The sequence below is a fragment of the Amorphoplanes friuliensis DSM 7358 genome (assembly GCF_000494755.1).
Classification (GTDB): domain Bacteria; phylum Actinomycetota; class Actinomycetes; order Mycobacteriales; family Micromonosporaceae; genus Actinoplanes; species Actinoplanes friuliensis.
Genome location: NC_022657.1, coordinates 6,588,921 through 6,608,647 on the forward strand (window position 1 = coordinate 6,588,921; position 19,727 = coordinate 6,608,647).

Annotated in this window: 21 protein-coding genes; 13 read left to right on the top strand and 8 right to left on the bottom strand. The window is 71.1% G+C overall.

Translation table 11 applies throughout. From position 1 onward, the window contains the following. Position 1 precedes the first annotated feature (1 nt). Together AFR_RS30405 and AFR_RS30410 are read right to left on the bottom strand one after the other, a co-directional pair. On the bottom strand, positions 2 to 2,197 hold the full coding sequence (locus AFR_RS30405) for a hypothetical protein (RefSeq protein ID WP_041841260.1): 2,196 nt from the start codon (positions 2,195 to 2,197) through the stop codon (positions 2 to 4). Next, positions 2,194 to 2,928, bottom strand: coding sequence for a nucleotidyl cyclase domain-containing protein (locus tag AFR_RS30410; protein ID WP_238547155.1), 735 nt, complete (start codon positions 2,926 to 2,928; stop codon positions 2,194 to 2,196). Before AFR_RS30410 ends, AFR_RS30405 begins: the two co-directional genes overlap by 4 nt. 205 nt (positions 2,929 to 3,133) lie before the next feature. Here AFR_RS30410 and AFR_RS30415 point away from each other — a divergent pair, with 205 nt between their 5' ends. Both AFR_RS30415 and AFR_RS30420 read left to right on the top strand, forming a co-directional pair. After that, entirely contained in the window at positions 3,134 to 3,637 is a 504-nt protein-coding gene (locus AFR_RS30415) for a Pycsar system effector family protein (RefSeq protein ID WP_023560650.1), read from the top strand. A gap of 38 nt (positions 3,638 to 3,675) precedes the next feature. Next, the gene (locus AFR_RS30420; RefSeq protein ID WP_041841261.1) at positions 3,676 to 4,398 is read left to right on the top strand and encodes a Crp/Fnr family transcriptional regulator; all 723 of its coding nucleotides are present in this window, start codon (positions 3,676 to 3,678) and stop codon (positions 4,396 to 4,398) included. Positions 4,399 to 4,401: 3 nt separating this feature from the next. Here the strand turns inward: AFR_RS30420 and AFR_RS30425 are convergent, their stop codons facing one another. From AFR_RS30425 to AFR_RS30435, 3 genes are read right to left on the bottom strand one after another with little or no spacing between them, the layout of a single operon-like run. After that, positions 4,402 to 5,106, bottom strand: coding sequence for a GAP family protein (locus AFR_RS30425; RefSeq protein ID WP_023560652.1), 705 nt, complete (start codon positions 5,104 to 5,106; stop codon positions 4,402 to 4,404). 16 nt (positions 5,107 to 5,122) lie between these two features. Next, positions 5,123 to 5,962, bottom strand: coding sequence for a helix-turn-helix transcriptional regulator (locus tag AFR_RS30430; protein WP_023560653.1), 840 nt, complete (start codon positions 5,960 to 5,962; stop codon positions 5,123 to 5,125). 53 nt (positions 5,963 to 6,015) lie between these two features. After that, positions 6,016 to 6,609 carry a TetR family transcriptional regulator gene (locus AFR_RS30435; RefSeq protein WP_023560654.1) on the bottom strand — a complete coding sequence of 198 codons (594 nt, stop codon included), beginning with the start codon at positions 6,607 to 6,609 and terminating at the stop codon, positions 6,016 to 6,018. Between the two features lie 98 nt (positions 6,610 to 6,707). Between AFR_RS30435 and AFR_RS30440 the strand changes: the two genes are divergently transcribed. Both AFR_RS30440 and AFR_RS30445 read left to right on the top strand, forming a co-directional pair. Further along, complete coding sequence (locus AFR_RS30440) at positions 6,708 to 7,892, top strand: cytochrome P450 (RefSeq protein WP_023560655.1); 1,185 nt, start codon at positions 6,708 to 6,710, stop codon at positions 7,890 to 7,892. Continuing rightward, complete coding sequence (locus AFR_RS30445) at positions 7,889 to 8,086, top strand: ferredoxin (RefSeq protein WP_023560656.1); 198 nt, start codon at positions 7,889 to 7,891, stop codon at positions 8,084 to 8,086. Before AFR_RS30440 ends, AFR_RS30445 begins: the two co-directional genes overlap by 4 nt. 21 nt (positions 8,087 to 8,107) lie before the next feature. Here the strand turns inward: AFR_RS30445 and AFR_RS30450 are convergent, their stop codons facing one another. Both AFR_RS30450 and AFR_RS30455 read right to left on the bottom strand, forming a co-directional pair. Continuing rightward, positions 8,108 to 8,893 (bottom strand): ABC transporter permease, encoded by a 786-nt coding sequence (locus AFR_RS30450; protein WP_023560657.1) that lies wholly within the window; start codon positions 8,891 to 8,893, stop codon positions 8,108 to 8,110. Beyond that, positions 8,890 to 9,795 (bottom strand): ABC transporter ATP-binding protein, encoded by a 906-nt coding sequence (locus tag AFR_RS30455; protein WP_023560658.1) that lies wholly within the window; start codon positions 9,793 to 9,795, stop codon positions 8,890 to 8,892. The genes AFR_RS30450 and AFR_RS30455 overlap by 4 nt, the downstream gene beginning before the upstream one ends. Before the next feature lie 114 nt (positions 9,796 to 9,909). On the opposite strand from AFR_RS30455, the gene AFR_RS30460 reads away from it, so the two are divergent. From AFR_RS30460 to AFR_RS30490, 7 genes are all read left to right on the top strand, one after another. Continuing rightward, entirely contained in the window at positions 9,910 to 11,049 is a 1,140-nt protein-coding gene (locus AFR_RS30460) for a sensor histidine kinase (RefSeq protein WP_041842935.1), read from the top strand. After that, positions 11,046 to 11,705, top strand: a complete 660-nt coding sequence (locus AFR_RS30465; protein ID WP_023560660.1) for a response regulator — start codon at positions 11,046 to 11,048, stop codon at positions 11,703 to 11,705. Before AFR_RS30460 ends, AFR_RS30465 begins: the two co-directional genes overlap by 4 nt. A gap of 10 nt (positions 11,706 to 11,715) precedes the next feature. Continuing rightward, the gene (locus AFR_RS30470; protein WP_023560661.1) at positions 11,716 to 11,949 is read left to right on the top strand and encodes a hypothetical protein; all 234 of its coding nucleotides are present in this window, start codon (positions 11,716 to 11,718) and stop codon (positions 11,947 to 11,949) included. Between the two features lie 172 nt (positions 11,950 to 12,121). Continuing rightward, positions 12,122 to 14,404, top strand: coding sequence for an exo-beta-d-1,3/1,6-glucosidase (locus AFR_RS30475; protein WP_023560662.1), 2,283 nt, complete (start codon positions 12,122 to 12,124; stop codon positions 14,402 to 14,404). Further along, a complete protein-coding gene (locus tag AFR_RS30480) occupies positions 14,404 to 15,321 on the top strand; it encodes a phosphotransferase (RefSeq protein ID WP_023560663.1) in 918 nt (305 codons plus the stop codon). The genes AFR_RS30475 and AFR_RS30480 overlap by 1 nt, the downstream gene beginning before the upstream one ends. Next, on the top strand, positions 15,318 to 16,163 hold the full coding sequence (locus AFR_RS30485; protein WP_023560664.1) for an NAD-dependent epimerase/dehydratase family protein: 846 nt from the start codon (positions 15,318 to 15,320) through the stop codon (positions 16,161 to 16,163). The genes AFR_RS30480 and AFR_RS30485 overlap by 4 nt, the downstream gene beginning before the upstream one ends. A gap of 23 nt (positions 16,164 to 16,186) precedes the next feature. Further along, entirely contained in the window at positions 16,187 to 17,494 is a 1,308-nt protein-coding gene (locus AFR_RS30490) for an ATP-dependent 6-phosphofructokinase (RefSeq protein WP_023560665.1), read from the top strand. Here the strand turns inward: AFR_RS30490 and AFR_RS30495 are convergent. Further along, entirely contained in the window at positions 17,484 to 18,191 is a 708-nt protein-coding gene (locus AFR_RS30495) for a GNAT family N-acetyltransferase (RefSeq protein WP_023560666.1), read from the bottom strand. The two genes, AFR_RS30490 and AFR_RS30495, sit on opposite strands and share 11 nt — an antisense overlap. Positions 18,192 to 18,226: 35 nt before the next feature. Between AFR_RS30495 and AFR_RS30500 the strand changes: the two genes are divergently transcribed. Both AFR_RS30500 and AFR_RS30505 read left to right on the top strand, forming a co-directional pair. Further along, entirely contained in the window at positions 18,227 to 18,916 is a 690-nt protein-coding gene (locus AFR_RS30500) for a SanA/YdcF family protein (protein WP_438829948.1), read from the top strand. Positions 18,917 to 18,991: 75 nt separating this feature from the next. Then, complete coding sequence (locus tag AFR_RS30505) at positions 18,992 to 19,714, top strand: ABC transporter ATP-binding protein (RefSeq protein WP_041842940.1); 723 nt, start codon at positions 18,992 to 18,994, stop codon at positions 19,712 to 19,714. Positions 19,715 to 19,727 lie beyond the last annotated feature (13 nt).

Consider the following 19,727-nt stretch of genomic DNA (forward strand, 5'->3'; position numbering starts at 1 on the left):
ATCAGACCCTTCCGATGATCGCGGCAGCAGCGGTGAGCAAGGCGCTCGAGGGCCGCTGCTCGGCCCAGACGTGGTCACGGTGATGAGCAAGACGGGTCCGGAGGCCGCCATCGGCGACAAGGACCCTGAGGAGGGCCAGAAAGCGGTCGGCCACGTCCGGATCGTTCTCGGCGAGCGTCAGCCAGCGGGTGAACGCCTTCCAGGCCGACCAGGCGGTCGACGGCAGGCACAGCGCGGTGAGCCAGAGATCCGCCAGCTGCTGCTCATCGACGTCACCTCGGTGCCGCCGGAGCAGGAGTTCCGGCCAGCGCACACTGCCCAGCAGCGTCTCGATGCCGGACAGCCGGACGAAGGCGCGGGCCGCGTGCACCTGCAGCCGTTTCCCGTTGTCCTCGGCGAGGGTCCACTCGAGCAGCTCACCCAGCAGGGAGGCGGCGCGATCCCGGGTGTAGGCCTGCTCCACCCCGAAGGCGACGAGGAAACTGCGCCGCTGCCACAGGTCCTTGCCGATGCGACGCAACTGGGCGAGGCCGTCGTAGGGCAGATAACGGCCCAGTCCGTACGCGTACGCCCAGGCCACCGTGTCACGGGTGTAGGCGTTGCCCTTGGTCTTGTCCATCCACTGCTTGATCCGGCCCTGCAAGGCCGGATGCAGGGCCGGGTTGTGGGCACACGACAGCAGGCTCAGGCCGGCGGCCTGCCGCGGACGCATGCTGCGGCTGCGCGCCCAGGGCGCGATGAGGCCGTCCATCACACCGGTGAAGTCGCTGAAGCTGAGCAGACCGGCCATCATCGCCGCCCGCTCACGGACCACGAGTTGCGGCTCGGTCACCAGTTCCCCCAGCCAGCGCATCAGCCGAGGACCGAGCCCGCGTTCGTTCCAGGCGACGTCGAGCATCGCGGGAACGAGCCCGGGGTTGGCCAGCCGCGCGATTCGTGGCGCGCCGACCGGCAGCGAATTCAGGTCAGGCACCTGCATCTCGTACGAGAGCAGGCAGTCGAGCTCGAACTCGATCGGGTCGGGTGTGGGTGCGGTCTCCGGCTGCTCCTCACGATGGATGCGGACCAGACGCGCGGCCGCGCTGTAGACGGAGGCCATCGGCGCTCCCTCCAGGGCGCCGAACGCGAGGCGGAACGCCCGTCGGTAGTCCGCGGTGCCACTCCAGTGCTCCCCGTCGGCCCGCCTCTCCGCGTCCGAGGCGCGGAGCACGAGCCGGGCCTGGGCGTGCAGCTGCTCGTTGAGGATCTGCGCGACCAGCTGGTCCCGGTCCGCATCGGACGCCGCGGTGCCGATTACCGAGGCAATTCTTGCGGCTTCCTCGAGGGCGAGAGTCTCGTTGAGATGCCGGCTCAGCTCACCCCCGGAGACGCACTTCTCGACGTAGTCCGCCACACAGTCGAGTCCGCAGTCCGCGCAAGTGCCGACACAGTTGCCCCGCTCGTGCAACAAGTAGGTCAGCTGGCTCCGAAAGACCGCCGCGGCGGTCGGCCTGCGCAAGGGAAACAGGTAGGAGCCCAAGTCATGTCCGCGGTCGGCGAGCGGCCCGATAACGATGACGCTGGCCTTCCGGCTCCGGGCGTGCTGGTCGATCAGGAGCAGGTCCATGAAGCTGATCGACTCCGCGTCCTTGGCGTCGAGGACGTGGCCGTGATCCTCCGAGTAACTGCCCTCGTCGACGGCGTCGACGATCCGTTCACCCCGGGCGACATGGATCATCACCACCCGGTCCGGTGAGTGGCGTCTGGCCAGGGCAACCTGCGCTGTCGCGTACCGGCCCCAACCCGGCCGGGCACTGAGGTAGACGACGTGGCGGAGCTTGAGGGCGGCGGCCAGCTCGGTGTCGGACGGTCCTGGGGAATACCCGGCGAGCAGACGGCCGAGGTGGTCGCCCGGCACGGTGCCGAACCAGCTCTTTCCCTTCTGCCGCAGGTTGTACGTCGTGTAGTAGATCGACTCGGCGGCCATCGCGCCGTCACCGATAGCCGCCTGCCCCTTGTTGCGGATGTTGCCTGTCCCGATCCCGCCGACCATGCCGGACAGCTGGCGGTCGATTTTCTCCTGGCCGATGTCCTGCTTCTCGGACACCACGAAGTCGTCGGGCAACTCGTCCTTCGGCGGCTCGCCGGGCTCAGGTGGCGCTGAATCCTCGGCGGGGGCAGCTTCGGGCGTGTCTTCGTCCTGCGGCTCTTCGCTCATCGCGGGAACCGGATCCGCTGGTGGACTCCCCCGGTGGCGGTGGCGCCGTGACCGATGGCCACCTGACCGTCGCGGTTGTCCACATCACCGACCTGAATGCCGCCGGGCGGGACCTCCCGTGACGGCCGGCGCTCCGACACGACCGGAACGGACTCGGCGGTCGCCGACTGCAGATCGAGATTGTTGATGTCCTCGTCCACGATCTGCAGCCAGGCCCACTCGTCGAAGTTCTTGTCGCCGAGAACGACCCGGAGGCGGCGGAATCGCTCCGGCCTGATTCCTTCGTAGCCGCCGGCGATGACGTCGCGATGTATCCCGTCGGAGACGATGCACGCGACGGCAGCGTCAGGGAATTCCCTCAGCGCCCGCTTCAGGACCGGGGCGTCGACCAGCCGCGCCGCGGTGTTGACCGCCTCGCCGGCGAAGCCGTTCCGGCTCTCCGGGAAGAGCAGACCCTGGTGCACCGAGACCCTGACCCTGACTCTCGCCTGCGGCTGCCGCTCGACGTTGTACGCCCGCAGACGCTTGTCCAGAGTCAGCAGGAAGGCGCTGAGCAGGGCCGGCTCGTCGACATCAGCCGGAAGCACGGCGAGTTCCCCGTCGCCGCTGGCCTGCCGTCGCCACGTACCCCGGTCGAGATCGGCGGCCAGGCCCGCGGCGTCGAGAGCATCGAGGAAGACAGTTTGTGCCTTGTTCTGGAGCACGGAGCTCCGCGCGCTGTACCGCTCCATGTCGGCGACCATGACCAGGCGCCGGAATGAACGGGATGTATCTCCCACGTCGACCTCCACGAAAGGATGGCGCGGTCTGGCGACCGGCTTGTTACTTCCTAGGCCGCAGGCAGCCGTGACACCCCGTCGAAATATGGGTTTGCCCATCGCTCACAAACCGTCTTTCGACCGGGTTCCGACGCACGTGAACGGCTCTGCTGGAGGCATGGAGAAGAACGACGAGATCCAGGCCGACGACTTGACCATGGCGCTCGGCGCGGTGGACCGGGCTCAGCTCTCGATCCGGCGTGCCGACACCAAAGCGGCCGGGCTGGCGGGCTTTCAGCTCTCGGTGCTCACCATCGCGCTCGGCCAGACCGAGGCTGCGGCGCGGGTGTGGAGTTCGGGCACGCGTAGCGCGGCAATCGTGCTTGCGGTCATGCTGGTGCTCGGGCTCGCCGGCTCGCTCGCCCTGCTCGGTGCGGTGATCTGGCCTCGGATCAGCGGCGATCACGCGGGCAACGTGTTCGCTTTTCCAGCGCTGGCCGCGCTCGCCGAGCCTCCCCGATCACGAGAACACACAGGTCCCGAGGATGCGTGGCGCCTGGCCATGGACCTTTCCGGCACAGCACGACGCAAGTACGAGCTCGTCCGGATCGCGATGTGCGCAATGGTCGTCTCCGTCTCAGGCATCGTCGGCTGGCTATGCCTGGCGAGCACCGCACAGTAGGCTCAGCGTAACGTTGAGTACATGTGGCGGGAGTGTGCATGCCCGGAGCCGAGACACCTCAATGGCCGGAGGGGACGTTGCTCGCCAGGTTGGCTCCGCAGACCGCAAACGCCCTGCTGAGCCTCGGGGTCGAGCAACGGGTGCCGGCCGGTCGGGTGTTGATCCGCGAGGGCAGCACCGAGTCGCACGTGGTGATCATCCGGCGAGGACTGACGAAGGTGACCGCGGAGATGGCCGACGGCAGGTCGGCGCTGCTTTCCATCCGGGTCGCGGGCGACATCCTCGGAGAGATGTCCGCGCTCAGCGGGTCACCTCGCTCGGCGACGGTCACGATGTGCGGGTCGGGCCTGGTGCGCTTTGTTCACCGGCGGGACTTCACGCCGTTCCTGAACGACTTTCCCGGTGCTGCCGTCGAACTGGCCACCATGGTGGGCGAGCGACTCCGCTGGTCGAACAGGCGCCGCATCGACTTCACGTCGTACCCGCTCAAGACCCGGCTCGCCCGCGTTCTGGCCGAGCTCGCCGAGCTCTACGGACAGGAACGGCGGCACGGCGCGCTCGAGATCGGCGTGCGGCTCACGCAGCCCGAACTGGCGACCATGTGCGGCGCGGCGGAGATCACCGTGCACAAGGCGCTCCGCGACATGCGCCGCTCTCACCTGATCAGCACCCGGTACGGCCGGATCACCGTCTGGAACCTGCCGGAACTGCGTGGCAGCGCTGACATGGCTCCGGATCAGCGTCGCCCGGATGCCTACTGACGGTCACCCGATGAGGTCGAGGCGTATCACTGCGTCGCGGGCGAGGAGGAAGCCGATGATGGCGAAGATCCAGCTCAGGGCGCCGTCGAGGTGGCGGGAGAGCCAGGCGCTGATCACCCGCAGGGGTGTCTCGATGCGTGTGCCGAGGGCCTGGCGGATGCCCAGCAGGAGCAGCGCCGGCAGGATCATGACCAGGACGTAGCCGGCCAGGACCGGGATCCAGACCGTCGCGCCGGCTCCCGAGGCGGTGATCAGGCCCACGGCGGCCAGGTACGGCAGCATCGACATGACCTCGATGCCGGCCGCCGCGACACCCAGCCCGACCATTGCGCCCGGGGAGGCCTCGGCCGTGGAGAGACGGGCACGCCAGCGGTCCGCCGGGTCGGGGCCACCGCGGCGGGCGCGGCGGCGGCGTACGGCCTTGGGCTCGAACCAGAAACTCAGGGCGAACAAGGCGACTCCGACCACGAGCTGCACCCAGCTCAGCGTGTCACTGCGGCCGATCAGACCGCGCAGCGTGCCCGCGCCGGCGGTCAGCACGATGCCGACGACGAAGTAGAAGGCCGCCACGGTGGCGAGATAGAGGAAGAACGGCCGGACCCGCAGGCGGGGCGCGAGGAGCATCCACAGGGGAATCAGCAAGGTCCCGACGCTGGTGCTGTCGACGAGGGCCAGACCGGCCAGGGCGGCGAGCAGCGTCCAGTCCATCGCACCGACAATACGGTCATCCGGTGAAGCTCTGCTGTCCCACCACCGACAGCAAGGCCAGGCGGTCGGCGGCCTCGCTGCCCGGTTCGGCGGTGTACGCCACGATGCGCAGATCGCTGCCCGGGACCGTCAGCACGTCGCAGTCGAGGTGGATGTCGCCGACCTGGGGGTGCTGGACGAGCTTGGACGTGGAGTCGTGCGGTGTGATCGCCCCGGCCTCCCAGATGCGGGCGAAGGTCTCGCTGCGGGCGAGCAACTCCTTGATGAGATCGGTGACACGGCTGTCGGCGGGATAGCGGGCGGTGGCCGCGCGCAGGTCGGCGGCGGTGGCGGCACCGAAGACGCGTTCCTGCTCGGGCGTCTGGATCACCCGGCTGTTGAAACCGGCGAAGTGCCGCCAGACGATGTTGCGCTCGTGCCCGTGCAGGGCAGCCGGGTCGCCGAACAGCGCCGCCCACAGGGGGTTGCCCGTGATGAGGTTCCAGGCCGCGTCGTGGACCGCCACCGGTGTGTCGGAGAGGCGGTCGAGCAGCCGCTGGACGCCCGGGGTGATGTGCGCGGAGACCACGCCCCGCGCGGGCGGCGCCAGACCGGCGAGGGTGAACAGGTGCTCGCGCTCGGTCGCGTCCAGGCGCAGCGCCCGGGCGAGGGCCTCGACGACCTGCGCGGACGGGCCGGTCGAGCGGCCCTGTTCCAGGCGCGTGATGTAGTCGACGGAGATGCCCGCGAGCAGGGCCAGCTCCTCGCGGCGCAGGCCGGCCGCACGCCGGTGGCCGCCCGCGGGAAGCCCGGCGGCCTCGGGGGTGACCCGATCACGCCAGCGGCGCACGGCCGGCCCGAACTCCGTGTCAGTCATGTCTCCAGTCTGCCGCTCCCGACCGGCGGCGAGCCTGGTAACGCTTGTACCCCTCAGCGAGGCGCCACCGTGGCCATGGCCCGGTCGATGGCGTCGCCGAGTGTGCCGGTCGCACCGGAGGCCAGCCAGGAGTGCTGCGCGGCGACCAGGCATCCGAAGGCGGCCGCGGTGATCGCGCGGGGCGCCGGGTCGTCGTCGGTGTAGGGCGTACCGGTGGCTGTCGCGCGTTCTCGCAGGACCTGGACCACCGCCTCCTGCATGAGGTGCAACTTTCGCAGGTAGGCGGCGAACAGGGCGGGTGTCTCGAGCAGGACCCGGTGGGTCGCCTCGGCGGTCTCGGCCCGGCCGGGCTCGTCCAGCATGAAGAACAGGTGGCGCAGCGACGTCCAGACCGGTTCGCCGGGCGGCCGGGCGCGCAGCGTGTGCAGCATCAGCGGCACGGTCGCGTCCATCTTGCCGACCACGATTTCTTCCTTGGTGGCGAAATAGCGGAACACGCTGCGCTGGGACATGCCGGCGGCGGTGGCGATGTCGTCGATGGTGGTGGCGTCGAAACCCCGCTCGATGAACAGCGCGAGGGCGGCCTCGCCGATCTCCCGCTGGACCGCCCGGCGGGTGCGTTCGCGCAGACCTGACTCGGGTTTCATATCCGTTCGACCCTATCACTGACAGCCAGAGTTGACAGTGACTGACAACTTTGGCGTACGTTGTCAGCCACCTGACGTCAGCGAGGGGATCGACTGTCATGAGCGAGGTACTGCCGCTTACCCGTACCTGCCCGTTCGCGCCGCCGGCGGAGCATCTGCGCCTGCAGGAGACCGAACCCGTGGCCCGGGTGACGCTGCCCACCGGGGAGCAGGTGTGGGCGCTGAGCCGGATCGACGATGTTCGCACGATGCTGACCGATCCGCGGTTCAGCGCCGACCGCACGCATCCCGGCTTCCCGCACCTCGACCCCGGCCGGAGGGCCATGGCCGGCGCGCTCAAGGGCATGATGGTCTCGATGGATCCGCCGGAGCACGGTGTGGCCCGCGGTGCGGTGATGGGCGAATTCACGGCCAGGAAGATGGCCGCACTCCGCCCGCAGATCCAGCAGATCGTCGACGAATGCCTCGACACGCTGCTGGCCGGCCCGCAACCGGCCGACCTCGTCCGGGCACTGTCGCTGCCGGTGCCGTCACTGGTCATCTGCCGCCTGCTCGGCGTGCCCTACGCCGATCACGAGTTCTTCCAGCGCAGCACCGAAGCACTGCTGCTGCGGAGCACCCCGCCGCAGCAGCGGCAGACAGCCCTGGGCGGTCTGTACACGTACCTGCAGGAGCTGATCGCGCGCAAAGCCACCGAACCCGGTGACGACCTGCTCAGCCGTCAGCTCGGTGAGGCCGCCGAGCCGCAGGACGTGGTCAGCCTCGCGATGCTGCTGCTGATCGCGGGGCACGAGACGACCGCGAACATGATCTCCCTCGGCGTCATGATGCTGCTGGAGCATCCGGACCAGCTCGCCGTGATCCGTGAGGACCCCACCAAGACCCCGCTCGCGGTCGAGGAGCTGCTGCGGTACTTCACGATCGGGGAGTTCTCGCTGTCGCGGGTCGCGGTCGGCGACGTCGAGCTCGGCGGGAAACACATCCGGGCCGGCGAGGGAGTTGTCGTGCTGTCCAACGCGGCGAACCGCGACCCCGCCGCCTTCACCGACGGCGACCGGTTCGACGTCGAGCGCGGCGCCCGGCACCACATCGCGTTCGGCTTCGGCGCCCACCAGTGCCTCGGGCAGAACCTCGCACGCCTGGAACTGCAGATCGTCCTCGACACGCTGGTGCGGCGGATCCCCGGACTGCGCCTCGCCGTCCCCGTCGACGACCTGCCGTTCAAGGACGACGCCAACATCTACGGCCTGTACGAGCTGCCGGTGACCTGGACGGCGCCGTGACCCGCATCGTGGCGGACACCACCCGCTGCGTCGGCGCCGGCCAGTGCGTGCTCACCGACCCGGCCACGTTCGCCCAGGACAGCACGCAGGGCACGGTCGTGCTGTTGCGCGACGACCTCTCCGACGAGGCGCTGGCCACCGCACGACAGGCGCTGTACCTGTGCCCGAGCCGGGCCCTCTCGCTCACCGGGTGAACCCGTCAGGTGGTCGCGGGGTCAGGCATCGCGGCGCCGAAGCAGGACCGTGCCGGCGGCGAGGACCGCGACGACCCAGGCCACCAGGACGAGGGCACCGGCGGCCGGGCCGAGCAGGCGCACCGGGCCTTCCGGCGTCAGCGCATAGACGGCCTGAGCTGCGGCGATCGGCAGGTACTGCAGGGTCTCGTCCTGGATCTGCTGCGGCAGCGCCGCCGGCAGCAGCGCCGGGATGATCAGGAAGCCGGCCACAAAACCGGTGACCGCTCCGGCGGTGTGGCGCAGCAGCGCGCCGAGACCGAGACCCATCAGAGCCGTGGCCACCGGGTACGCCGAAGCACCGAGCACCGCGCGCACCGCACCGTCGTCGCCGAGCCCCGCACCGCTGCTGCCGGCCAGCGCCTGGCACAGCAGGAACGACGTCAGGGACACCGTGACCGAGAGCGGGACGAGCAGCGCGAGCAGCACCACGGCTTTGGCGGCGATCAGTGGCACGCAGCGCGGAACGGCGGTCAGGCTGCGCCTGATCAGTCCCGAGCCGTACTCGCCGGTGAGCTGCAGCACGCCGAACACGCCGGTGACCAGCGCGAACAGGTCCAGCCCGATGAACGTCGTGCTCACGGCGGCGGCCGGCGTCCCGGCCAGTTCGCCGGTACGGACCTGCTGGCCGTACCCGTACCCGAAGGCCGCCGCGAGTCCGAGGGTGAGCAGGGCGGCGACCGCCAGCATGATCCAGGTCGAGCGGATCGACCTGACCTTGGTCCACTCGGAGCGGACGACCCGGCGCAGGGTGACGTCGTGGTTCATCGGGTGCCTCCGTACTCGACCGCGGTGCGGGTCAGGTCCATGTACGCCTCTTCCAGTGAGGCGCGGTGCGGGGTGAGCTCGTGCAGTACCAGCGCGTGGTCGCGGGCGGTCGTACCGATCCGCCCGGCACCGGCTCCGGTCACCCGCAGCGCGCCGTCGTCCGTGTCGGCGACCGAGGCCCCGGCCGCCGTGAGCAGGTGGCGCAGCCGGTCGGCGTCCGGGGTGCGGACGAGGACGCTGCCGCCGGCGGCGCCGTCGATCAGGTCGTCGACGGTCGTGTCGGCCAGCAGGCGGCCACGGCCGATGATGAGCAGGTGGTCGGCGGTGAGCGCCATCTCGCTCATCAGGTGGCTGGAGACCAGCACGGTCCGGCCCTGCGCGGCGAGGTCGCGCAGCAGCGTCCGGATCCAGAGCACACCGTCGGGGTCGAGCCCGTTGACCGGCTCGTCGAGCAGGACCACGGACGGGTCGCCGAGCAGGGCGGCCGCGATGCCGAGCCGCTGCGCCATGCCGAGCGAGAAGCCGCCCGCCGGGCGGTGTGCCACGCCGGCCAGGCCGGTGAGGTCGAGCACGTCGGCCACCCGCCGGGGTCCGAGGCCGTGGGTCCGGGCGAGGGCCAGCAGATGGTGATAGGCCGTCCGTCCCTTGTGGAGACCGCCGGCATCGAGCAGTGTGCCCACCTCGCACAGCGGCGCACGGTGGGCCGGGTAGGGCTTGCCGTTCACCCGGGTGGTGCCCGCGGTGGGCCGGTCGAGTCCGACGATCATCCGCATCGTCGTGGACTTGCCGGCGCCGTTGGGCCCCAGGAAACCCGTGACACGGCCGGGCTCCACCGTGAACGAGAGCGAGTCGACGGCGGTCGTGCGGCCGTACCGTTTGGTCAGTTCCTGCACTTCGATCATGCTTCTCATCCAAGGCGGCGGGCGCGGCCGGCAGGAGCCCGGAACGTCGCGACAGCGTGCGACTTTCGTATGGACCTCGGGCCGCCCGGGGAGGACCCCGCGTACGGTCGGGACGTGAACCGGGCCAGGGTTTCCGACGCGGCCGCCGTGGTGCTGTCCGCAGCGATCGGCGTGCTCATGGTGAGGTCGTCCGCGTTTCCCGCACCGGGCGGCAGCTGGATGCTCGTCGCCCAGGTGGCGCTGTCGGTGTGCCTCTTCGCCCGGCGGCGGTTCCCCGTTGCTCTCGCGTGGCTGATGGTGGCCGCCGCAGCCGTGATCGCCGTCGCCGGGTCCGGACCGCTCACGCCGGTCACCACCGATTCGAATGCCATGCCGTGGCTGCCCGCGGCAGCGCCGTTCGCGGCGTACAGCGCCACCGCGCACGCCGGAAAGCGCTGGGCCGGCCTGGTCCCGGCCGGTGTCCTGGTGGTGATCGTGTCGCACGGCTGGGACTCGCCGCCGGACTCACCGTGGACCCTGCAGAGCCTGCTGTTCATCGGCGGACCGGCGCTGCTGGGCCTGTACGTCGCCGCGCGCCGCCGGCTCCTCCGGTCGCTGCTCGACCGCACCGAGCGCGCCGAACGCGAGCAGCGGCTGCTCGCCGGGCGGGCCCGGGCCGAGGAGCGGTCGCGGATCGCCGCCGAGATGCACGACCTCGTGACGCACCGTGTCAGCCTGATGGTCCTGCAGGCCGGAGCGCTGCAGGTGACGGCGACCGACGCGGCCACCCGGACGACGGCGGAGGACCTGCGGACGACCGGCTGCCAGACCCTGGAGGAGCTGCGGGACCTGCTCCGAGCGCTGCGCTTCGACCCGGAGGCGCCGGTTGCCGACCTGGCCCGGCTGGTTGCGGAGTCCGGGGTCGACGCCGCACTCGTCGAGGACGGTGATCCCGCACAGCCGTCGCCGGTGGTGGCCCGGACGGCGTACCGCATCGTGCAGGAGGCGCTGACCAACGTCCGTAAGCACGCGCCGGGCGCCCGCGTCACCGTCACACTGCGCTACCTGCCGGAACGCGTACGGCTGAGCGTCCACAGCACCGCACCGGCCGGCGGGCCCGATCCGCGGCTGGCGGCGAGCGGCTCGGGCAACGGGCTGCTCGGTCTGCGCGAGCGCGTCGAGCTGGTCGACGGCACCCTGAGCGCCGGCCCGGACGGCACGGGTGGTTTCCGGGTCGAGGCCGAGCTGCCGGTCACGGTCGGGGGTGAGCCGTGAGCCGCCGGCTGATCCGGGTGCTGGTCGTCGACGACGAGCCGATGGTCTGCGCCCACCTGCGGACGATCCTCGGCTCGGTGCCCGACATCGAGGTCGTCGACCGGGCGCACGACGGCGCCGCGGCGATCATCTCGGTCCTGCGGCACCGGCCCGACGTCGTGCTGATGGATCTGCGGATGCCCGGCCTGGACGGGCTGACGGCCATCGAGCGGCTCGCGGCGCTGCCGGCGCCGCCGATCGTCGTGGCGCTCACGACCTTCGACGCCGACCACTTCGTCACCCGGGCGCTGCGGGCCGGCGCGGTCGGCTTCCTGCTGAAGTCGACACCACCGGAGGACCCGATCGACCTGGTCCGCGTGGCCGCCGAGGGACACACCGTGCTGTCACCCGTGGTCACCCGGCGCCTGCTGGGCACCCCCGCGGCCGATCGCCGGCTGGCGCTGGTCGGCGAGCTGACCGAGCGGGAGACGCAGGTCCTCGCGTGCCTCGGCGACGGCCTGCCCAACGCGCAGATCGGCGCGCGGCTCCACCTGGCCGAGGCGACCGTCAAGGGCTACGTCTCGCGGCTGCTCGTCAAGCTCCAGTGCGCCAACCGCACCCAGGCCGGCCTCCTCGCCCAGCAGGCCGGGCTGGCGGGTGGTGCGGGCGGCGGGTAAGACTGCTTCCATGGCTGACAAGGATCTGCTCCGCATCCGTGAGACCGCCCTGGCGTACGCCGAGGCTGTCCGCACCACCCAGCGTTTCTTCGACCGGGTCGAGGACCTCGACGACCCCTCGGTGCAGATCGAGTACGCGACGCTGGTCGAGCGGGAGAAGGAGGCCGCCGGCGCCCGCCTGGACGCCCTGGAATCGACCGGTATCGAGGTGTCCAGCGTCGACGGCAGTGACCCCGACGCCTGACGGCGGAACGCACAAATTCGCTCCCGTTCGCTCTGGTTCCGGTACCAATTGACCAAAGATCCGACCCCTGGGGTCTCCGGTACCGGTTCCGGGCTGTGCGACACTTCCGAACGCTTACCGATGTGTTGCGTTTCGAAGACCGTGTGTCGCGCGGTCGATCCGGAGGAAACTCGTGGCCGCTGACGACCCGTACCGTGATCCGAGCCTGCCGGTGGAGCAGCGCGTCGACGACCTTCTGGGCCGGATGACCCTGCCCGAGAAGGTCGGGCAGATGCTGCAGCTCGACGCGCGGCAGGATCTCAAGGATTCGGTCAGCACGCGGCTGGCGGGCTCGATCCTGCACGCCTCCCCCAAGCGCATGCTCGAGGCGATCGACCTGGCCGCCGGCACCCGGCTCGGCATCCCGCTGATCACCGCCGAGGACTGCATCCACGGGCACGGCTTCTGGCCCGGGGCGACCGTCTTCCCGACCCAGCTGGCGATGGCGGCGAGCTGGGACGCCGAGCTGCTCGAGCGCGTCGCGCGGGTCACGGCGATCGAGGTCTCCGCGACCGGCATCCACTGGACCTTCTCCCCGGTCCTGTGCATCACCCGCGACCTGCGCTGGGGGCGGGTCAACGAGACCTTCGGCGAGGACCCGTACCTGATCGGGGAGCTCGGGGCCGCGATGGTCCGCGGCTATCAGGGTGACGGCCTGACCGACCCGACCGCGATCATGGCGTCGGCGAAGCACTTCGCCGGTTATTCGGAGACCCAGGGCGGGCGCGATGCCAGCGAGGCCGACCTGAGCCCGCGCAAGCTGCGCTCCTGGTTCCTGCCGCCGTTCGAACGGGTTGCGCGCGAGGGCTGCGCCTCGTTCATGCTGGGCTACCAGTCGATGGACGGTGTGCCGATCACCCTCAACCGCTGGCTGCTCAACGACGTCCTGCGGCAGGAGTGGGGCTTCACCGGCACGCTGGTCACCGACTGGGACAACGTCGGGCGCATGGTCTGGGAGCAGAAGGTCTCCCCCGACCTGGTCGATGCCGCCGCCCGGGCCGTCCGCGCCGGCAACGACCTGGTCATGACCACCCCCGGCTTCTTCGAGGGCGCGATCACCGCGGTCGAGCAGGGCCTGATCGGCGAGGACGAGATCGACGCCGCGGTCCGGCGGATCCTGAGCCTCAAGTTCCGCTATGGACTCTTCGAGAACCCGCGGGCACCCGACGCCGCACGGCAGGCCGCCGTGATCGGTCACGCCGACCACGCCGCCCTCAACCTCGAGGTCGCCCGCCGCTCGCTGGTGCTGCTCACCAACGACGGCACCCTGCCGCTGGCCGGCGGCCTGGTCCCCGGTGGTGACGGCCGCGCCGCGACGACCGGCGACCCGAAGACGATCGCGATCATCGGCCCGAACGCCGACGCACCGCAGTCGCAGCTCGGCGACTGGGCCGGCGCGTCGGGCCAGGTCGACTGGATGCCCGACGGCCAGCCCCGCGAGCTGATCGAAACCGTCCTGGACGGCTTCCGGGCCATCGCCCCGGCCGACTGGACGATCACCACCGCGCTCGGTGGCGAGATCGAGCAGCTGGTCCCGGACCCCGACGGTGAGACCTACCCCGACGGCCAGCCGCGACCGCCGATCTCGCAGCCCGCCACGGCCGACCCCGCGCTGATCGCCGAGGCCGTCTCCGCAGCTCGCGCCGCCGATTACGCCGTGGTCGTCGTGGGTGACACCGTCGCCCTGACCGGCGAGAGCCGCTCGACCGCGACGCTGGACCTGCAGGGCGGCCAGATCGCGCTGCTCGACGCGCTGGCCGACACCGACACCCCGATCGTGCTGGTGCTGCTGAACTCCAAGCCGGCCGCGCTGCCGCCGTCCGCCCTGGGCGCGGCCGCGATCGTGCAGGCCTTCAACCCCGGCATGCGCGGCGGCCGGGCCCTGGCCGAGCTGCTGCTCGGCCTGATCGAGCCCTCCGGCCGGATGCCGCTGTCGGCCGCCCGGCACGTCGGCCAGCAGCCGGTCTACTACAACCAGATCCGCGGCCAGCACGGCACGCGGTACGCCGACCTGACCCAGGACCCGCTCTTCGCGTTCGGTGAGGGCCTGAGCTACACCACGGTCGAGTACGCCGACCTGACCATCCCGCAGCCCGAGGTCACCGCGGACGGCACGGTGACCGCGGCCGTCCGCCTGACCAACACCGGTACGCGGCCCGCGCTGGAGACCGTGCAGGCGTACGTCAGCGACCTGGTGACCAGCGTGACCTGGGCGACCAAGGAACTGAAGGCGTACACGCAGGTGCTGGTGCCGGCGGGCGAGAGTGTCACCGTGCAGATCCAGGTGCCCGCGTCGTCGTGCACCCTGGTGACCTCGGACGCGCGCCGGGTCGTGGAGCCGGGCGACTTCGACCTGCTCGTCGGCCCGAACTCCCGCCCGGAGAGCCTGCTCAGCGCGAGGTTCCGGATCGGCTGATGCTCGCACCCCCGGCGGACCTGATCGACCCCGTGGCCCCCGCGTGGGGTCTCGAGGTCGCGTCGGCCGACTACCGGCCGGTCGGTTTCGGCAGCCACCACTGGCTGGTCACCGAGACCGGCGGCCGGCGGTGGTTCGTCACGGTCGACGACCTCGAGAAGGGCCGGTACGCCGCGGGCGAGCCGTTGGACCAGCCGTTCGCGCGGCTCGCTCAGGCACTGGACGCCGCGCGGGCGGTGCGCCTGCCGTTTGTCGTCGCACCCCACGACCCGCTGGTCCGGCTCACCTCGCGGTACGCCGCGGCCCGGTACGAGTACCTCGACAGCGTGCCCGGCGAGGACTTCGGTGGGGTGACGCGCGCTGTGGGCGTACAGGAAATGCTGGTGGAGCTGCACGGGGCCGGCGGCGGGGTCGCGCGGGTGGAGGATTTTGTGGTCCCGCACCGGGACTCGCTGGCCGCCGCCCTGGACGGTCGTGAGGTCGCGGACTGTGGTCCTTATGCGGCCCCGGCCGCGCAGCTGATCGCTGCGCACGCGGGCCGGATCCGCAGTGTTCTGGACCGTTATGACGCGCTGGCCGCCGGGGCCGACCTCGGCCGGGCGGTGCTGACGCACGGGGAACCGCACGCGGCGAACACGATGCTGACCGTCACGGGCTGGAAGCTGATCGACTGGGACACGGCGCTGGTCGCGCCGCCGGAGCGGGACCTGTGGCATCTCGACGGCGATCATGCGGTTTACGCGGCGGCGACCGGGGTGACTCCCCTGGCGGAGCTGCTCGAGCTCTACCGGTTGCGGTGGACGATCGCGGAGCTCGGCGAGTACGCCGACCGGTTCCGCCGCCCGCACCACGGCGACGCGAACGACGCGGAGTCCTGGGTGCAGCTGACCGAAACTGTGGAGGAGACAGCGTCATGACACGGATCGCGGTTACCGGGGGTAGCGGCAAGCTGGGGCGGGCGGTGGTCGCCGATCTGGAGGCGCACGGCAACGAGGTGTTCAACCTCGACGTGGCCGCGCCGCGGCCCGCGCTGAAGATCGATCTGACCGATTACGGGCAGACGGTCGAGGCGCTGACCCGCATCGACGACCGCTACGACAAGATCGACGCGGTGGTGCACCTGGCCGCGATCCCGGCGCCCGGTCTCATCCCGAACGCCGCGACGTTCCAGAACAACATCACGGCGACCTACAACGTCTTCTCGGCGGCGCGGCTGGCCGGGATCACCAACGTCGTGTGGGCATCGAGCGAGACCGTGCTGGGGCTGCCGTTCTCGACGCCGCCGCCGTACATCCCCGTCGACGAGGAGTACCCGGCGCGGCCCGAGTCGACGTACTCGCTGGTCAAGCATCTCGAGGAGCAGATGGCGGCGCAGTTCTGCCGGTGGAACCCCGAGCTGAAGATGATCGGCCTGCGGTTCTCCAACGTCATGGACCCCGAGGACTACGCGGAGTTCCCGTCGTTCGACGCCGACCCGCGCAGCCGCCACTGGAACCTGTGGGGCTACATCGACGCCCGTGACGGCGCCCAGGCGGTGCGCAAGGCGCTGGCGCACGAGGCCCGCGGTGTGGACGTGTTCGTGATCGCCAACGCCGACACGGTGATGAGCCGCTCGAGTGCCTCGCTGGCGGCGGAGGTCTTCCCGGGCGTACCGGTGACCAAGGAGCTCGGGGAGCACGAGACCCTGCTCTCGATCGACAAGGCCCGCCGGGTCCTGGGTTACGAGCCCGAGCATTCCTGGCGCAAAACCTCGTCGTAACGATCGCGGCCTAATCTCCGGGCATGGTGGATCCGGGGCAGCTGATCGTGCGGTCGCTCGGCGAGTCGCGCATCCCGTCGCCGCTCGGCTCGCTGCTCACGCGGCGGGGCACCACCGAGCACTACGTCGACGAGGCCGATCGGGTGCTGCTCGACGACACCGTGGCGATGCTGGCGGCGCGCGGTGACGAGCTGCCGTCGTTCGAGCCGGGCGGGCCGCGCCGCCGGATCTACTTCGACCCGTCCAAGATCCGGGCGGGGATCGTCACCTGCGGTGGGCTCTGCCCCGGCCTCAACGACGTCATCCGCGGCCTGGTCCTGACCCTGAACAACCAGTACGGCGTGTCGCGCATCCTCGGCTTCCGCAACGGATACCAGGGCCTGACGCCGGGGGCCGGGCACAGCGTCGTCGAGCTCACGCCGGCCGGTGTCGAGTACATCAACGAGCACGGCGGCACGATCCTCGGCACCTCGCGCGGCAACCAGGACCCCGAGGAGATCGTCGACTGCCTCGAGCAGCTGGGCGTCAACCTGCTGTTCGTCGTCGGCGGGGACGGCTCGATGCGCGGCGCCCGGCTCATCTCGGAGACGATCGCCGCGCGGGACAGGCGGATCGCGGTCGTCGGGGTGCCCAAGACCATCGACAACGACATCCCGTACATCGGGCAGAGTTTCGGCTTCCAGACCGCGTACGCCAAGGCCGCCGAGTCGATCCGCGCCGCGCACGTCGAGGCCGCCGCGCAGCCCTCCGGCGTCGGGCTGGTCCAGCTGATGGGCCGGCACAGCGGTTTCATCGCCAGTTACGCCGCGCTGGCCAACAACGACGCCGACTACGTGCTGATCCCCGAGGTGCCGTTCTCCCTCGACGGCTTCCTGCCCGCCCTGCGCCGACGGGTGGCCGACCGCGGGCACGCACTCGTGGTGGTGGCCGAGGGCGCCGGCCAGGAGCACCTGCGGGACGCGCCGCTGCGCCTCGACGCCTCCGGCAACCGCAAGCTCGGCGACTTCGGCCTGCACCTGCGCGACCGCATCCTCGACGACTTCGCGGCGGCGGCCCGGGAGGTCAACCTCAAGTACATCGACCCGAGCTACGCGATCCGCAGCGTGCCCGCGAACCCGTACGACAGCGTCTACTGCCTGCGGCTGGCTCAGGCGGCGGTGCACGCGGCGATGGCCGGGCGTACCGAGCTGGTGGTGGGCATGTGGCGGGGACGGTTCGTGCACGTGCCGATCCCGCTGGCCGTCTCCGGGCGCAACCAGGTCGACCCGGACGGCGACCTGTGGCTGTCGGTGCTCGAGGCGACCGGCCAGCCACCGGACTTCACCGCCTGACGCGCGCTGCGGCGATCCTCCGCATCCGGTAACCCAGCTTCTCGTAGGTCCGGATCGCGGGCGCGTTGCGATGGTCGACCAGCAGCGCGACCCGCCCGCGGCCGATCATCTCCCGTGTCACGAACGCACAGATCTCCGTGCCCAGGCCGGTTCCGCGCGCGGCTCTCCGGGTGGCCACTCCCCCGACAAAACCGATCTCGGGTACGGACCAGGCATCGGCCGCGACCGCCTGCAGCACCCCGTCGACACGGATCCCGGCCCAGCGCAGCACCCCCGTACCGCCGGGCAGGGCGAACGAGTCGGGGTGATCGGCCTCCAGCAGCGCCGCGACCTCGGGGATCTCGGCGTCGGTCAGCCAGTGTGCCGTACCGGCCGGCAGACCCGTGTCGATCGTGGTGTCCATCCACCCGAAACGACCGGCGACCTCCAGGTCCGGCAGCCGTTCCACCAGCTCCTCGATCAGCGACTGGTCGGCGATCGGATGGAAGCCCGGCAGGTCCGGGAGCAGCCGCCGCACGAGCTCGGCGGCGTCGGCGGCGCTGCCCCGCACCACGAGCCGGTCGCGGCGCGCGACGTCCGGGCACGCCACCGCCGCGGCGTCGCCCAGCGCCCAGACCCGTACCTCCGGGCGCATGTTCTGAGCGCCCCAGAGCAGCAGCGGATCGTCGTCGGCGGGGAGGTGATTGAGGGTGATCATCGCCGACCATTTTGCCAATCGTGTTCCGCTTGACGGTGACTGGCATCGTGACCGGCATGCTCCTGGTGTGGTTCCGGCGTTCGGTGGTCGCAGGCTCTCTGGTTGTCGCCGCGATGGTGCTGGCCATGGCCACCGGCGATCTGTGGGTCCGCGCGGAGGCTCACGGCCACGTCCACGGCGTCGCGGACGTTCCTGCCGCACCGGTCGCGCTGGTGCTGGGCGCCGAGGTGTATCCCGACGGCAACCCGTCACCGTTCCTGGCCGCCCGGCTGGAGATCGCCCGGCAGCTGCTGGCGGCCGGCAAGGTCAAGGCCATCCTGGTCTCCGGTGACCACATCGCCTGGGGTTACAACGAGCCCGGCGCGATGTTCCAGTGGCTGGTCGACCGCGGTGTGCCGAGCCAGCGCATCGTCCTGGACCACGCGGGTTTCGACACCTACGACTCGTGCGCCCGGGCCAAGGAGGTCTTCGGCGTGACCTCAGCCATCGTGGTGACACAGAGCTACCACATCGACCGCGCGGTGGCGCTGTGCCGCCGGCTCGGCGTGCAGGCCAGCGGAGTCGGCGACGACACGGTCCGGATCTACACCGAGCCGTGGCGCAACAGCGTCGTCCGCGAGCGCGGTGCGGTGGTCAAAGCCCTGGCCGACGTCGTGTCGGGGCGTGACCCGGTCTTCCTCGGCCCGCACGAACCCGGTGTCGGCGCGGCCCTCGCCAGTCACTGAGGTTCGGCTACCCGTACCCGTCGAGGCGTGCCCGCCCGGCTGACCGCGGTGCCCGCGCCGACCAGGCTGGACAGCATGGAACCGTTACTGGAACTCACGGCCGTCACCCGTCGCTACCCGCGCGGTGTGCTCGCTCTGCGCGACGTCTCCCTGGCCGTGCCCGGCGGCCAGTTCGTCGCCGTCATGGGCGCGACCGGCTCGGGCAAGAGCACCCTGCTGCACTGCGCGGCCGGACTCGACCGGGTCAGCTCCGGCGCCGTACGCCTCGCCGGGCGCGACATCACCCGGATGCGCGAGGGCCCACTGACCCGGCTGCGGCGCGACCGTCTCGGCTTCGTCTTCCAGTCCTACAACCTGCTGTCCGAGCTGACCGTGCGGCAGAACGTCGCACTGCCCGGCCGTCTCGGCGGTCCCCGGCCGCGCCGCGTCGAGGACGTGCTGGAAACCGTCGGTCTCGGCGGGCTGGGCAAACGCCCGGTCGGTGAGCTCTCCGGCGGGCAGCGCCAGCGGGTGGCGATCGCCCGGGCCCTGGTGACCGCGCCGGCGGTGATCTTCGCGGACGAGCCCACGGGGGCGCTCGACCCGTCCACCGGCGGCCAGATCCTCGCCCTGCTGCGCCGGGCGGCCGACCGCGACGGCGTGACCGTGGTGATGGTGACGCACGACCCGGCCGCCGCGGCCTGGAGCGACCGGCTGATCCTGCTGCGCAACGGCACGCTCGCCGCGGACGACCCGACCCCGGACGCCCCGGCGATCGCCGACCGCCTCCGCGACGTCTCCCTGGCGGTGACGGCATGATCCGGGGCGACGC

What these genes read in the sequence shown, in the direction of transcription:
- AFR_RS30405 (WP_041841260.1), bottom strand. Translation starts at nt 2,197, where the DNA reads ATGAGCGAAGAGCCGCAGGACGAAGACACGCCCGAAGCTGCCCCCGCC.
- AFR_RS30410 (WP_238547155.1), bottom strand. Translation starts at nt 2,928, where the DNA reads ATGGAGCGGTACAGCGCGCGGAGCTCCGTGCTCCAGAACAAGGCACAA.
- AFR_RS30415 (WP_023560650.1), top strand. Translation starts at nt 3,134, where the DNA reads ATGGAGAAGAACGACGAGATCCAGGCCGACGACTTGACCATGGCGCTC.
- AFR_RS30420 (WP_041841261.1), top strand. Translation starts at nt 3,676, where the DNA reads ATGCCCGGAGCCGAGACACCTCAATGGCCGGAGGGGACGTTGCTCGCC.
- AFR_RS30425 (WP_023560652.1), bottom strand. Translation starts at nt 5,106, where the DNA reads ATGGACTGGACGCTGCTCGCCGCCCTGGCCGGTCTGGCCCTCGTCGAC.
- AFR_RS30430 (WP_023560653.1), bottom strand. Translation starts at nt 5,962, where the DNA reads ATGACTGACACGGAGTTCGGGCCGGCCGTGCGCCGCTGGCGTGATCGG.
- AFR_RS30435 (WP_023560654.1), bottom strand. Translation starts at nt 6,609, where the DNA reads ATGAAACCCGAGTCAGGTCTGCGCGAACGCACCCGCCGGGCGGTCCAG.
- AFR_RS30440 (WP_023560655.1), top strand. Translation starts at nt 6,708, where the DNA reads ATGAGCGAGGTACTGCCGCTTACCCGTACCTGCCCGTTCGCGCCGCCG.
- AFR_RS30450 (WP_023560657.1), bottom strand. Translation starts at nt 8,893, where the DNA reads ATGAACCACGACGTCACCCTGCGCCGGGTCGTCCGCTCCGAGTGGACC.
- AFR_RS30455 (WP_023560658.1), bottom strand. Translation starts at nt 9,795, where the DNA reads ATGATCGAAGTGCAGGAACTGACCAAACGGTACGGCCGCACGACCGCC.
- AFR_RS30470 (WP_023560661.1), top strand. Translation starts at nt 11,716, where the DNA reads ATGGCTGACAAGGATCTGCTCCGCATCCGTGAGACCGCCCTGGCGTAC.
- AFR_RS30480 (WP_023560663.1), top strand. Translation starts at nt 14,404, where the DNA reads ATGCTCGCACCCCCGGCGGACCTGATCGACCCCGTGGCCCCCGCGTGG.
- AFR_RS30485 (WP_023560664.1), top strand. Translation starts at nt 15,318, where the DNA reads ATGACACGGATCGCGGTTACCGGGGGTAGCGGCAAGCTGGGGCGGGCG.
- AFR_RS30490 (WP_023560665.1), top strand. Translation starts at nt 16,187, where the DNA reads ATGGTGGATCCGGGGCAGCTGATCGTGCGGTCGCTCGGCGAGTCGCGC.
- AFR_RS30495 (WP_023560666.1), bottom strand. Translation starts at nt 18,191, where the DNA reads ATGATCACCCTCAATCACCTCCCCGCCGACGACGATCCGCTGCTGCTC.
- AFR_RS30505 (WP_041842940.1), top strand. Translation starts at nt 18,992, where the DNA reads ATGGAACCGTTACTGGAACTCACGGCCGTCACCCGTCGCTACCCGCGC.